Raw genomic sequence first — 13,037 nt, 5'->3', positions numbered from 1 at the left:
TCGACTTGCCAAGGGAGTGACGATGCTCGAAAAGATTGGACATATTAAAAACCCTCTAACTGTTATCGCAATGTTTGCGGGGATCGCGGAGTTGAGCGGAACCGTAGTTTTGCCATTCCTAGAAAAGCCTATTCAAGAAGTGTACGTTTGGTTTTTGATGGGTTTCCCTGTGTTGATGATTTATCTTTTTTATAAAACTCTTTGGCGAGATCATACTGTTCTCTATGCGCCGTCCGACTTTCAGAAGGATGAGAGTTTTATGCAGGCGCATTTTAAGAATTATAGTGAGGGTGAGGTAGATATACCATTTTCTGAAATCTCATCAGAAGTTGAAGTTTTTGCTGCTAAAGACGTAGAGCAAGAATCTCATACTACCGAGAGTGAGTCGTTAACTCCGGATCCTTTCGAATCCCCGATTGGTAATATGGAAACGGACGATGATAAAAGAACTCGTATTTCTGAAAAATATCTACTGAAAGTCTCTAAAAGGCGAATTCTCAGCAGGCTATCTCGTTTGTGTCATGGGGCATATCATGAGGACGTTGAGCCTAAACAGCTTCCTAATGTTAAGTTTGATGGGGTGGTAGAGTCTCTTTTCTCATTTTGCGTGGTTGGATTTGTTCGCGGAAGCGATGAGAGTAAATCTGATTTGCGAGATGCTTTCTCAAAAATGAATGATGCTAGATTGTTTTGGAATACTCTATCAGATGAGGAGAAATCGAAATTTTCTCTTCATATTGCCTTGATGCGGCTCAAGGGGGAGCCTCAAGCAAGTGAGCATATGATAAAGAAAGTTCAACTAATAAAAGCTAGGTTTCCTTTTAAGATAGACATGGCGGAGTACATCTGCGATAAGATGAGTCTGGATACAAATCACCTATGTGATTGATGTTTTTTTGTGCGGTTTTGTCAGGGGTTACACGTTGTAAGTTTACGTCAAGCCCTATACGGACCCACCAAGTTGGGGTTTTTGTTGGCTGGAAAGCTCTATGTAGGTGAATGCGCAGGCTGATGCGCAGTTCTTAGTAGGCGTTCAGGATACTGACCATCGGACATCGAGCCGACAGTTCTAAAGCCGTAAAACCGAAAATCAGCACCGGTCATCTGCAGCGCGGGAAACCAAGGGACGTAACTGGACCTACATAACCCGCACCCATTCCAAGCCTCGCCACTGTGCGGGGCTTTTTCGTATCTGGAGGCCCGTATGGCAGCCCCGGACAGGAGTAGAAACATGGCCAACCCGACGCCCGAGAGCATCGTAGAGGTGGTGGGTGCGTCAGTGGCCAATAAGGGCATGTTGGTTGGTGGTGCTGCTGGCATGGTTGGCTGGCTGTCGCAAGTCAACTGGATAGGTATTGCCGGTGTGGTGGTCGCGGTGGTGGGCCTGCTGATCAATCTGTTCTTCCAGGTCCGCAAGGATCGCCGCGAGTCCATCGAAAGCGCTGCGCGCCTGGAAGCCCTGAAAGAGCGGGCACGGGCATGAATCCCGTCATTCGTCAGCGCATCGCCGTAACAGTGTTGAGCCTGAGCGCTGCCGGCTTCGCCACCTGGCAGGCGAGCGAGGGCTACACCCCGGTAGCTGTGATCCCCACCAAGGGCGACGTGCCCACTATCGGCCACGGCTCGACACGCTACGAGAGCGGCCAGCCAGTCCGCATGGGCGATACCATCACCCCGGCCCGCGCCGAAGTCCTGGCCCGAAACCTTAACAGCCAGGCAGAGAAGCAATTCGCTGCGTCGCTACCGGGCGTGAAGCTGCACCAGGCCGAATTCGATGTGTACATGGATTTCGTGGGCCAGTACGGCATTGGCACCTGGCTCAAGGGTTCGCCGCGCCGTGACCTGCTGGCCGGCAACTATGCCCAGGCGTGCCACGACCTGCTCAAGTACCGTTTCGCCGCGGGCTTCGACTGCTCCACCCCGGGCAACAAGCGCTGTGCCGGCGTCTGGAACCGACAGCTTGAGCGTCACGCTAAGTGCATGGCTGTGCAATGACTCGCTACCTGATCGCCGCCGTTGCGTTGCTGGTGATCGTGGCGGGCATCCAGACGCACCGCCTGGACAATGCGCAGACCGATCACGCGGACTACGTGGCCAGCATCGCTACCCAGGCCCAGGAAGCCAGCGAGAAGGCCCGCCAGACCGAACAGAAACACCAACGAGACATTGACCAGGTACGCACCGATGCAGCCAATCAAAAGATCAGCGATGACGCTCACGTTGCTGAGCTTCTTGCTGTGGGTGTCAGCCTGCGCGAGCAACAAACCAGCCTTCTTTCCGACCGCGCCACCCTCCGTGCCCGCCTTACCGCAAGAGGCAAGACAATCGACGACCTTACCGATTTGCTCGCCCAGCTGCGCACAGAAGCTGACAACCATGCGGGCGAACTGGCAGCAGCGCTTGACGCAAGTCGCCGGGCCGGTTTCGCCTGCGAACGCTCCTACGACTCCATGAGGGCATCCCAATGATTAAGTACCACATCAAGTCCGCAGTTGTAGCCATCTTCGGTTCATTCGATTGGCTCAAGGTTGTCCCTGTTGTGACTGCTCCAGTCGTGGAGGGTGATCCCTCTACTGAAAAGCCTGAACTGGCTGGCGAGTAAGTATTCCCATGGCACTGACACAAAAACAGCGCCTATTCGTTGATGAGTACCTGATTGACCTCAATGCAACCCAGGCCGCTATCAGGGCGGGGTACAGCAAAAGGACGGCCGGTCAGATAGGCGATGAGAACCTGAAAAAACCTCAAATTGCCCAGGCCATCAAGGAAGCGATGGATTCTCGCAGCCAGCGTGTGCAGATCAATGCTGACTACGTACTGAATCGCCTGGTCGAGATTGATCAACTCGACGTGCTGGACATCCTGCGCGATGACATGAGCTTTAAGCCGTTGTCGGAGTGGCCGAAGGGCTGGCGCCAGTACCTAGTGGGCTTCGATATCGCCGAGATGTTCGAAGGTTCGGGCGAAGATCGATCGATGGTCGGCCTGATGAAAAAGATCAAGTGGCCGGACAAGGTCAAGAATCTTGAACTGCTCGGCAAGCACGTAGCAGTCAGCGCCTTCCGTGAACAGGTGGAAGTAAACGTAACCCACACCCTTTCTGAGCGGATGGCTAAAGCACGTGAGCGAGCCAGCAACGGTTGACCTTGAGCAGCAGTTGGTCGAGGACATACTTTCGTTTGCTCAAGACCCGCTTGGATATGTCTGGTACGCCTTCCCATGGGGCGAGCCAGGCACCGAGCTGGCGAACAAGACCGGCCCGCGTGATTGGCAGATTGAAGTCCTCGACTCCATCGGCAAGAAGTTACGCGCCGGTGCCAAGGACCTGGGCGAGGTAATCCACGAAGCCACTGCCAGCGGCCACGGGATCGGCAAGTCTGCCCTGGTGTCCTGGCTGATCAAGTGGTGCGTTGACACCTGCGTCGATGCACGCGGCGTTGTCACTGCCAACACGGAAACCCAGCTCAGGACCAAGACCTGGCCCGAGGTGGCGAAGTGGAACCGGCTTTCCATCACCTCGCATTGGTTCCGCATCACGGCCACGGCGCTGATCAGCACTGACCCGGAGCATGAAAAGAACTGGCGTGTGGACGCGGTGCCCTGGTCGGAGAGCAACACCGAGGCATTCGCCGGCCTGCACAACGAGGGCAAGCGCCTTCTGCTGGTATTCGACGAGGCATCAGCCATTGCTGACCTTGTGTGGGAAGTGGCCGAAGGTGCGCTTACCGACGAGAACACCGAAATCATTTGGGCGGCCTTCGGTAACCCGACCAAAACCACCGGCCGCTTCCGGGCTTGCTTCACACGGTACAAACACCGCTGGGGACACCGCCAGGTTGATAGCCGCACGGTTGAAGGCACCAACAAAACGCAAATCGCCAAGTGGCAGCAGGACTACGGCGAGGACAGCGACTTTTTCCGCATCCGTGTACGCGGCATGTTCCCGAGGGCTTCCGAATTGCAACTGATCCCGACTGACTGGGTTGCTGACGCGATGAAGCGTGAAGCGGTCTACGGCATGGACGACGCCCTGGTTTGCGGTATCGACATCGCCCGGGGCGGTGCTGACAACAACGTGATCAGGTTCCGGCGAGGCCTGGACGCGAAGTCCATCAAGCCAATCAAGATCCCCGGCAGCGAAACCCGCAACACCACGGTGTTCATCGCCAAGGTGTGCACGGTGGTGATGGAGCATCGGCCGGATGCGGTGTTCGTTGACGCTACCGGCGTTGGCGGTCCAGTTGCCGACCAATTGCGTCGCCTGTTGCCCGGCATCGTAATCATTGACGTCAACTTCGCCAGCAGGGCGCCAGACCGGCACTACGCGAACATGCGCACCTACATGTGGTGGCAGATGCGCGAAGCATTACGTGCGGGCCTGGCCATTGACAGCAACGAAGAGCTTGAAGCCGAGCTGACCTCGCCGATGTACACGCACAACTCCAGCGACCAGATCGCCCTGGAGAAGAAGGACGACATCAAGAAGCGCCTGGGTATCTCCCCGGACGACGGTGACGCCTTGGCGCTTACGTACGCCATGCCGGTGATGAAAAGCCAATACAACGAATACGGCGGTTCCGGGGCCAGCAACAACGGCCTTGAATCCGAATACGACCCTTACGCGAGTAACTGACCATGTGTGGAAGCGGAATCAAAAAACTTGTGAACAAGGTGGTCAAGCTCGACCCATTGCGCGGCGGTGACGTCCTGCTTGAAGGTATGGGCTTGCCGAACATGTTTGGCGAGAACACCGGCATGTTCAACAAGGCCGAGCGCGAGAAGGCAGCGGCAAAGGCAGCGGCCGAAGCGGCGGGCTCAACGTCCCCTGGCGCTGCACCAACCACCTCCAGCGACTCAGTGCAGGCCGCTGTAGAAGCTGAACGCAAGCGCCGCCTGGCCCAATCCGGCCAGAACGGTACCATCTTGACCGGCTCGTCTGGCGTGCTTGGCGGTGCCAACACCAGCCAGAAAACGCTGTTGGGGGTGTAAGTTGGCCGACTCCCTGCGCGAACGCTGCGAGAAGCGCTACACCGCTCTCAAGAGCGAGCGCGACAGCAACTGGCTGCCCGACTGGAAAGAGCTGGGCGACTTCATCAGCCCGCGTTCTGGCCGCTGGAACAACACCGACACCAACGACGGCAAGCGCCGCGATCAGAAGATCATCAACCCGCAAGCGACGTTTGCGGCCCGCACGCTTGGCGCCGGTATGCACACCGGCATGACCAACCCTGCATCGCCCTGGGTGAAGTTCGGCACGCCTGATCCTGGCCTGATGGCTTATGGACCGGTCAAGGCTTGGCTTTACGCCGCCGAGACGTCCATGCGCGAAGTCATGGCCAGGTCGAACCTGTACAGCGTTCTGCCCAACCGCTACAGCGAAGAAGGCATTTTCGGCACCGCGCCTATGGTGGTGATGCCGGACGACAGCGATTTGTTGCGCTCGTACCCCCTGGCTATCGGCAGTTACATGCTCGCCAACAACAGCCGCAACCAGGTGGACACCCTCTACCGCGACTTCCGCATGACTGCCCGCCAGATGGAACAGCAGTTCGGCAAAGACAAGATGAGCACCACGGCGCGCAACCTGCTGAGCAGTAAGCCGGACGCCTGGGTTGATATATGCCACGGCATCGAACCCAACGACACCCGCGAGAAAGGGCGCAAGGACAACACCAACATGCCGTTCCGGTCTGTGTACTGGGAGAAAAGCGGCGACAAGGATTCGATGCTGCGCGAATCCGGGTTCAAGGTGTTCCCGGTCATGGCGCCGCGCTGGGACGTGCTGGGCGAGGATGTGTATGGCTCCGGCCCCGGCTCTATGTGTATCGGCACCACCAAGGCCATCCAGCTGATGGAGCGCCGTAAGGCCGAACTGCTGGAGAAGGGCGTGCGCCCGCCAATGGGTGCGCCGGCCAGCCTCAAGAATCAACGCGCCTCGATCCTGCCGGGCAGCATCACCTACCTGAACGATATGCAGGTTGGGGCCAAGTTCGCGCCGCTGTATGAGGTTCAGCCTGCCTGGCTCGGCCAATTGCGTGGTGAGATTGCCGCTGACAGCTCGATCATCGACACCGCGTTCTTCGTCGATCTGTTCCTGATGATCAGCCAAATGGACAGCGTGCGCACCGCGTACGAGATTGCCACCCGCAAGGAAGAAAAGTTGCTGATGCTCGGCCCAGTGCTGGAACGCCAGACCGATGACCTGTTAGACCCGCTGGTTGATATGTACTTCAACCAGATGCTGGAGCAGTCGATTCCGCGCTGGACCGGCATGTTGCCGGGTACGCCACTGTTGCCGCCGCCACCGAAAGAACTGGCGAACATGGATCTGCGCATCGAGTTCACCAGCATCCTGGCCCAGGCACAGAAGGCCATCGGCGTATCCAGCATTGAACGCGCTATTGGGTTCGCCGGCACCGTGGCCACCGTCACCCAAAGTACTGAAGCGCTGGACCTGCTCGACTCCGACGAAGCAATGCGCCAGTACTTCGAACTGATCGGCGTGCCCCCAACGCTGGTACGGGCTGATGACATGGTTGCTCAGATCCGCGAGCAGCGTGCCCAGGCGCAACAAAGCCAGCAGATGCAGCAGGAGCTGGGAAGCGTCATCCAGGGCGCCCAAGCGCTTAGCCAGACCGACACGGGAGGGGATAACGCCCTGACCGCACTTGTAGGGGCGATGTGATGACCGATCGACAGGAGCCAACCGAGCAGGAATTGCAGGATATCGCCGACTTCAAGTGGTTGATGGACGACAGCCGAGGGCGCCGCTTCATGTGGCGAACCATGGGCCGTTGCAGGATTTTCCAAGGCTCAATAGGCCCCACCGACGCAATCACGAACTTCAACGAAGGCCAACGCAATGTTGGCCTTCTTCTTTTGAGCCAGGTCAACGACCTGACCCCATCGCTGTACGCGGTCATGGCTGCCGAGAACGCGCCAAAGCCGATTGCTGAACAACCCCAGGAGACAGATGAATGAGCCCTTTGATGATGAAGCTGCTTGGCCGCGTGTACATGAGCGAGGTTGATGCAGGTGGTGGCGGTGGTGGTGATGTATCGGCTCCCGCTCCCACAGTTGAAGCCCCGGCCCCAGCAGCTGAAAGCTCGGTACTGACCCCGCCCGCTCCTACAGATGCTCCAGCACCGAAGCCGGATGACGCCCAGCCCGAAGACGCGGACAAGCCCAAGGACGAAAGCAAGGATGCTGATGGCAAGGACAAGCCAACAGGCGCCCCGGAAGCCTATGAGGACTTCACCCTCCCAGAAGGCATGGAGATGGATGTGGAAATCCTGGGCGAGTTCAAGAACCTGGCCAAGGAACTGAACATCCCGCAGGCCAAGGCCCAGCAACTCATCGACTTCCAATCGCAACTGGCGAGCAAGCAGGCCGAGGCATACCAAGCCGCCGTCACCAAGCAGGCCCAGGACTGGGCCGCTGAAATCAAGAACGACCCTGAAATTGGCGGTGAGAACTACGACAAGAGCGTAGCCAGCGCTATCAAGGTCATTCAGTCCTTCGGTGACCCGGCATTGACCGAGTTGCTGAATACCTCCGGGCTGGGCAACCACCCGGCGCTGTTCAAGTTCTGCCATCGCATCAGCGCGGCTATCTCGGAAGACAAGTTTGTCTTGCCTGGCAGCCAAACCACCACCGGCCGTAAGTCGAACGAAGAGGTGTTCTACGGCAACAGCAACTAACCAACGGAGTATTACTGCATGGCCATTATTGCCACTACCGCGCTGACCCTTGCCGACTGGGCAAAGCGTCAAGACCCGGACCAGAAACAAGCCCGAATAGTTGAGATGCTGACGCAGACCAACGAAATTCTAACCGACATGCTTTGGATCGAGGGCAACCTGCCGACCGGTCACCGCACCACTGTGCGTACTGGTCTGCCGACTGGTGCTTGGCGTGCATTGAACGCCGGTATCCCTTCCGAAAAGTCGACCACCGCCCAGGTAGATGAAACCTGCGCAATGCTGGAAGCGCTCGGCACTGTGGACGAAAAGCTGGCAATGCTGAACGGCAACACCGCCGCTTTCCGTCTTTCCGAAAACGCCGCCTTCGTTGAGGGTATGAATCAGACCATGGCGTCGGCTGTGTTCTACAGCAACAGCGCTTTGAACCCATCGCAGCCGCTCGGCCTGGCGCCGCGCTACAGCGACAGTACAGCGAAGAACGGCCAAAACATCATCAAGATGGGCGGTTCCGGTTCAGACAACACGTCGATCTGGCTGGTTGTTTGGGGTGACCAAACCGTGCACGGCATCTATCCGAAGGGGTCCAAGGCGGGTCTGGACCACCAGGACATGGGCATTGAACTGGTTGACGACGGTACCGGTAAGAAATTCCGCGCATTCCGCGACCACTACGGTTGGGACAACGGTGTTGCGTTGCGTGACTGGCGCTATGCCGTACGCATTTGCAACATCGATCTGTCCGACCTGCTGGCCGATACCGATGGGTCTGTAGTCAAGCTGATCGAGAACATGATCCGCGCTGTTCACCGCATCCCTAACCTGAAAATGGGTCGTGCTGCGTTCTACATGAACCGCACCATTCGTGAGTGCCTGGACATTCAGGCGATGAACAAGAAAAACGTCCAACTCAAGATCGACGAATACGACGGTGAGTTCCGCACCAGCTTGCGCGGCGTGCCTTTCCGTACCGTCGATGCCCTTCTCAACACCGAGGCGCCAGTAGTCTAAGACTGCTGGTCCCCTGGCTCATTGGAGACCGAAACATGATCACCGACAAACTGAACACGTTCAGCGCCGCTCAAGACGTTACCGCTTCGGCTGCATCGACTGATGTACTTGACCTGGGCCCGCTGACCCATGGCAACACCCGCCGCGATATCGGCGCCGGCGAGCCTATCTACCTGGTGGTAGCAACCCTGATTGCCGCCGCTGCCGCCGGCGCCGCCACCACCAACATCCAGTTGCAGACCAGCGACGATAACGCCACTTGGGTGACGCTGTTCGATTCTGGCTCGCTGGGATTGTCCAGCCTGACCGCTGGCACCCGCCCGGTACAGGTCGCCGTTCCGCGTGGCGTTCGTCGCTACCTGCGCGTGAACTACGTGATTGGCACCGGACCACTCACCGCTGGTCGATTCTGGGCTGGCTTGGTCAAAGACGTACAGGACGACATCAAGTACGCCAGCGGCTTCGCGATTCTGTAAGGGGGCGTCATGGAAGTTACAGCAAAAGAAAAAGGCTTCTACGGCGGAAGCATTAAGGAGGTTGGCGAAACCTTCAACATCACCAAACCGGAACACCTGGGTAGCTGGATGCAACCAGGTAAGGAACTGTCCGAGGTGATGGCGCAGAAGTACACCGGCTACGTGGCTGCGCGCGGCGCGGCCGGCAAGTTCGTCGTCAAGGACGCGGCGGGCCAGATGGTTGGCACCTTCACCGGCAATAAGGCAGATGCCGAAGCGGAAGCGGCTCGCCTGAATGCAGGTGGCGACATCACCAAGCCGGAACACCTGGGCCAGCAGGATGCGGGCGGCAATGACCTGGGTGGTGATGGAGACGATACGGACAACACCGACGGCAACGGACTGCCAGACGCCTGATAACCAGCAACACACCTTACGGGCCCTTCGGGGCCCTTTTCTTTTTCTGAGGTTCCCGAATGTCCAGCGACGTAGAGATTTGCAACATGGCGCTGTCGCGGGTTGCACACACGCAACCGATAGTTTCGTTCACGGAAAAGAGCAAAGCGGCCGAACTGTGCCGTGTGTTCTACGCCCCGCTTCGTGAATTGGTGTTGCAGGCGTTTCCCTGGCCATTCGCGGAATCCGTAGTTGCACTGGCAAGCCTGGGCAGTCCTGCGCCTGGTTGGGCGTTCCGGTATCGGTACCCGGCCAACTGCCTGAAAGTTCGCGGCATCGTACAGCCAGGGTTCCGCCGCTCGCTCACCAGCGATATGGAAATTCCCTACGGGGTTGGGTACGACGCTGGCGGTCGGGTGATTCATACCGACCAGCCAGAGGCTGCGTGCCGATTCACCTTCAAGGTCGAGGATTCAACGTTCTTCGACCCTCAATTTGTCGACGTGCTGGCTTGGCGCCTGGCCATGGACTTGGCCTTACCGCTCAGTTCAAAGCCGGACCTCCAGCAATTCGCTGCCCAGCAATACCAAATGGCGCTGACCCTTGCTGAGGGCACCGCTTTTGAGGAATCCCAGGACGATCCCGAGCCTGAATCTGAATTCATTACGGTGCGAGCATGAGCGGGATACTTCAACCGACCTTCGCGGCGGGTGAGCTTTCGCCGTCTGCCAGTGCGCGTACCGACATTGCCCGCTACTACACGGGCCTCAAGCTGTGCCGCAACTTCATGGTCATGCCCTACGGTGGCGTGCGTAACCGTGCCGGCACGCGCCTTGTGGCCGAGGTAAAGGATTCGACCAAGCTTTGCCGCCTGGTCCCGTTCCAGTTCAACGACGTGCAGACCTACATCCTGGCGTTTGGCGACTTGAACATGCGGGTTATCAAGGACGGTGGACAGGTGCTGTACAGCGCCGGCCCCAGCATCGGTACGCCCTTCGAACTGGCCATGCCGTACACGCAATATGACCTGGCATCCCTGAATTACACCCAGTCTGCTGACGTGATGACGTTCGCGCAGCCAGGATACAAGCCGCGTGAACTAAACCGCTTGGCCCACGACAACTGGACCACCGCCGATATCAACCTGGCCCCGCGCATTGCCGCTCCGGCATCTGCCACGGCGGTAGGTGGTGGGGGCACTGGCACGGCGCAAACCTGGCGCTACCAGGTCACCGCTGTGCTGGATGACGGCAACACCTTGGATGAGTCCCTGCCTGCCACGTCCAACCCCGTCACGACCCACACAGACGTTGCGTCAGCAACCATCACCTGGCCCGCCGTTACCGGTGCGACGTACTACATCATCTACAAGGACAACGCCGGCGCCGGGATCTACGGATTCATCGGGCGTGCCACCGGTACCACCTTCACGGACCAGAACATCACGGCCGTCAAGACCGACACACCACCGAACGGCAACGACCCCTTTGTCGGCGCCGGTAACTTCCCGGGCGCCGTGGTGTATTACCAGCAGCGCCTGATATTCGCCGGTAGCAATTTGCAGCCACAGACTGTGTGGACGAGCAAGACCGGCCTTTTCAAGAACTTCGGCTATTCCGTCCCCAACAAGGATGATGACGCTATTACCTTCACCTTGAGCAGCAACAAGGTGAACCGGGTTCGCCATCTGCTGGGGCTGCGTAAGCTGCTGGCGCTCACCACGGGCGCAGAGTTCACCATTTCGGGCGGTGACACAGGTTTGTCGGCAAAGACCGTGCAGGCCGTTCCAGAGGGCTACGACGGCACAGCCATTGTTCCGCCCGTGGTAGTGGGCAACAGCGCCGTGTATGTCCAGGCACGGGGTAACCGGGTTTCATCGTTCGGTTACTCGCTGAATGCCGACGGGTTCGCCGCTGACGACCTAACGCTATTCAGCGCTCACCTGTTCAAGGGCAAGGAACTGACGAACGTTGCTTACCAGAAGGTGCCCGATTCGATTGTCTGGTATGTGCGCGATGACGGTGTGCTGCTGGGCCTGACCTACGTTCCCGAACAGCAATTGGTGGGCTGGCACTGGCACGACACTGACGGCTTCGTCGAGTCGATCGCCTGCATCCCGGAAGGCCAGGAAGATGTGCTGTACATGGTGGTGCGCCGCAACATCAACGGCGTGCAGAAGCGCTACATAGAGCGCATGGAAAGCCGGCAGATAACCAGCATCGAAGACGCTTTCTTTGTTGATTGCGGCCTGACCTATGACGGGCGCAACACCGACGCGGCCAAGACCTTCACCTTATCCGGCGGCACAACCTGGAAGTTTCCCGAGGTGGTCACCATGACGGCGGTCGGCCACACCCCATTCGCGGCGGGGAGTGTGGGCATCGATTACTCGTTGAAGCGTCAGGTGATCGACGAGAACGGCGACCCAGCTACAGAAATTGTCAGGGTTGAGGTGGTCGGCTACACCAGCCCCAGCGTGGTCACGGTCAAGTTGCTGATCATCTGCCCCGAATCGTTGCGCGGCGTTCCAGTTTCTAAATGGGCGCGCCAGGTTAAAACGCTGTCCGGCCTGGGCCACCTTGAAGGCAAGACCGTTTCAATCTTGGCAGACGGCAGCGTGCACCCCCAGCGCGTTGTTACAGGCGGCTCCGTTGCATTGCAGGAAGCCGCAGGCATCGCCCACGTAGGGCTGCAATACATATCCGACATGGAAACCCTCGACCTGGAGCTAAAAAACGCCAATGAGACGGTGCTCGATAAGAAAATCTCTGTCACTGGCCTGACCGTCCGTGTCGAGGAATCGCGGGGCATTTTTGCGGGCAAGGACAAAAAGAACCTGTACGAACACAAGACCGACCGAGATGACTATGAGTCGCCTATCGAGTTGCTGACAGGACAGGCGGACATCCCGATATCAAACAACTGGCAGGGCAAAGGGCGCGTATTTATTCGACAGTCCGATCCGCTGCCGCTGACCGTGCTGGCGGTGATCCCGGAGGTGACCATTGGCGGTCGCTGACGTTTTGCCCATTGAGCCCGAGGATATCCCGGCGATCCTGCGTGACGTGCGCCAGGCCGATATCGACGAGATTGTCGAAGGGCTCGGCGTATCCCTTGAGCGTGAGTTGCTGTCCGGCATCAACGATAGCCTCAACGCCCGCAAGATCGTGGTTAACGGCTATATCGTTGCCGTTTTTGGGGATGCGGTGCACAGCCTTCTTGGATCGGTCGGCGTCCCCTGGCTGATCAGCACAACCCACGTAGAGCGCCACGCCCGCGCATTCCTCAAGGTCTGCAAGCCCGAGGTGCAAGGGATGCTCACCCGGCACCGCCACCTCATCAACTACGTCGACGCCCGCAACACCTCGGCCATTCGCTGGCTGAAATGGCTGGGCTTCGACTTCGGCGAGGCCCTCCCGTATGGGCCCAAGCGCCTGCCGTTCTACCCCTTCACCCTGAACCGAGAGGAATAACC

16 protein-coding genes are annotated in these 13,037 nt (G+C 58.3%); all 16 read left to right on the top strand.

All coding sequences use genetic code 11. The annotated features are described in order from the left end of the window. The first annotated feature begins 22 nt into the window (after positions 1-22). Positions 23-889: a hypothetical protein gene (locus LJX92_RS17150; RefSeq protein ID WP_228308699.1), complete on the top strand. Its 867-nt coding sequence runs from the start codon at positions 23-25 to the stop codon at positions 887-889. A gap of 342 nt (positions 890-1,231) precedes the next feature. Next, entirely contained in the window at positions 1,232-1,483 is a 252-nt protein-coding gene (locus LJX92_RS17145) for a holin (RefSeq protein WP_228308698.1), read from the top strand. Beyond that, complete coding sequence (locus LJX92_RS17140) at positions 1,480-1,995, top strand: glycoside hydrolase family protein (protein ID WP_228308696.1); 516 nt, start codon at positions 1,480-1,482, stop codon at positions 1,993-1,995. The genes LJX92_RS17145 and LJX92_RS17140 overlap by 4 nt, the downstream gene beginning before the upstream one ends. Then, positions 1,992-2,468, top strand: coding sequence for a DUF2514 family protein (locus LJX92_RS17135; protein WP_228308694.1), 477 nt, complete (start codon positions 1,992-1,994; stop codon positions 2,466-2,468). The genes LJX92_RS17140 and LJX92_RS17135 overlap by 4 nt, the downstream gene beginning before the upstream one ends. Positions 2,469-2,610: 142 nt before the next feature. Beyond that, positions 2,611-3,144, top strand: a complete 534-nt coding sequence (locus LJX92_RS17130; protein WP_228308693.1) for a terminase small subunit — start codon at positions 2,611-2,613, stop codon at positions 3,142-3,144. Further along, complete coding sequence (locus tag LJX92_RS17125) at positions 3,122-4,633, top strand: hypothetical protein (protein WP_060772907.1); 1,512 nt, start codon at positions 3,122-3,124, stop codon at positions 4,631-4,633. Before LJX92_RS17130 ends, LJX92_RS17125 begins: the two co-directional genes overlap by 23 nt. A 29-nt stretch (positions 4,634-4,662) precedes the next feature. Next, on the top strand, positions 4,663-4,989 hold the full coding sequence (locus tag LJX92_RS17120; protein WP_157717971.1) for a hypothetical protein: 327 nt from the start codon (positions 4,663-4,665) through the stop codon (positions 4,987-4,989). Position 4,990: 1 nt separating this feature from the next. Beyond that, on the top strand, positions 4,991-6,685 hold the full coding sequence (locus tag LJX92_RS17115; protein ID WP_228308691.1) for a portal protein: 1,695 nt from the start codon (positions 4,991-4,993) through the stop codon (positions 6,683-6,685). Continuing rightward, the gene (locus LJX92_RS17110) at positions 6,685-6,981 is read left to right on the top strand and encodes a hypothetical protein (protein WP_228308690.1); all 297 of its coding nucleotides are present in this window, start codon (positions 6,685-6,687) and stop codon (positions 6,979-6,981) included. The genes LJX92_RS17115 and LJX92_RS17110 overlap by 1 nt, the downstream gene beginning before the upstream one ends. Then, positions 6,978-7,700: a hypothetical protein gene (locus tag LJX92_RS17105; protein ID WP_228308689.1), complete on the top strand. Its 723-nt coding sequence runs from the start codon at positions 6,978-6,980 to the stop codon at positions 7,698-7,700. Before LJX92_RS17110 ends, LJX92_RS17105 begins: the two co-directional genes overlap by 4 nt. Positions 7,701-7,718: 18 nt before the next feature. Further along, entirely contained in the window at positions 7,719-8,711 is a 993-nt protein-coding gene (locus tag LJX92_RS17100; RefSeq protein ID WP_228308687.1) for a major capsid protein, read from the top strand. Positions 8,712-8,746: 35 nt separating this feature from the next. Next, positions 8,747-9,187, top strand: coding sequence for a Bbp16 family capsid cement protein (locus LJX92_RS17095; RefSeq protein WP_228308685.1), 441 nt, complete (start codon positions 8,747-8,749; stop codon positions 9,185-9,187). A gap of 9 nt (positions 9,188-9,196) precedes the next feature. Beyond that, positions 9,197-9,583 carry a hypothetical protein gene (locus LJX92_RS17090; RefSeq protein ID WP_228308683.1) on the top strand — a complete coding sequence of 129 codons (387 nt, stop codon included), beginning with the start codon at positions 9,197-9,199 and terminating at the stop codon, positions 9,581-9,583. 59 nt (positions 9,584-9,642) lie between these two features. Beyond that, positions 9,643-10,242: a hypothetical protein gene (locus LJX92_RS17085; protein ID WP_228308682.1), complete on the top strand. Its 600-nt coding sequence runs from the start codon at positions 9,643-9,645 to the stop codon at positions 10,240-10,242. Next, positions 10,239-12,581: a hypothetical protein gene (locus tag LJX92_RS17080; RefSeq protein WP_228308681.1), complete on the top strand. Its 2,343-nt coding sequence runs from the start codon at positions 10,239-10,241 to the stop codon at positions 12,579-12,581. The genes LJX92_RS17085 and LJX92_RS17080 overlap by 4 nt, the downstream gene beginning before the upstream one ends. Next, complete coding sequence (locus LJX92_RS17075) at positions 12,568-13,035, top strand: phage protein Gp13 family protein (protein ID WP_228308680.1); 468 nt, start codon at positions 12,568-12,570, stop codon at positions 13,033-13,035. Before LJX92_RS17080 ends, LJX92_RS17075 begins: the two co-directional genes overlap by 14 nt. Positions 13,036-13,037 lie beyond the last annotated feature (2 nt).

The sequence above is a fragment of the Pseudomonas sp. HN8-3 genome (assembly GCF_020790195.1).
Classification (GTDB): domain Bacteria; phylum Pseudomonadota; class Gammaproteobacteria; order Pseudomonadales; family Pseudomonadaceae; genus Aquipseudomonas; species Aquipseudomonas synxantha_A.
The sequence above is the reverse complement of the archived record's forward strand: the minus strand, read 5'-3'. Positions and strand labels throughout refer to the sequence as shown.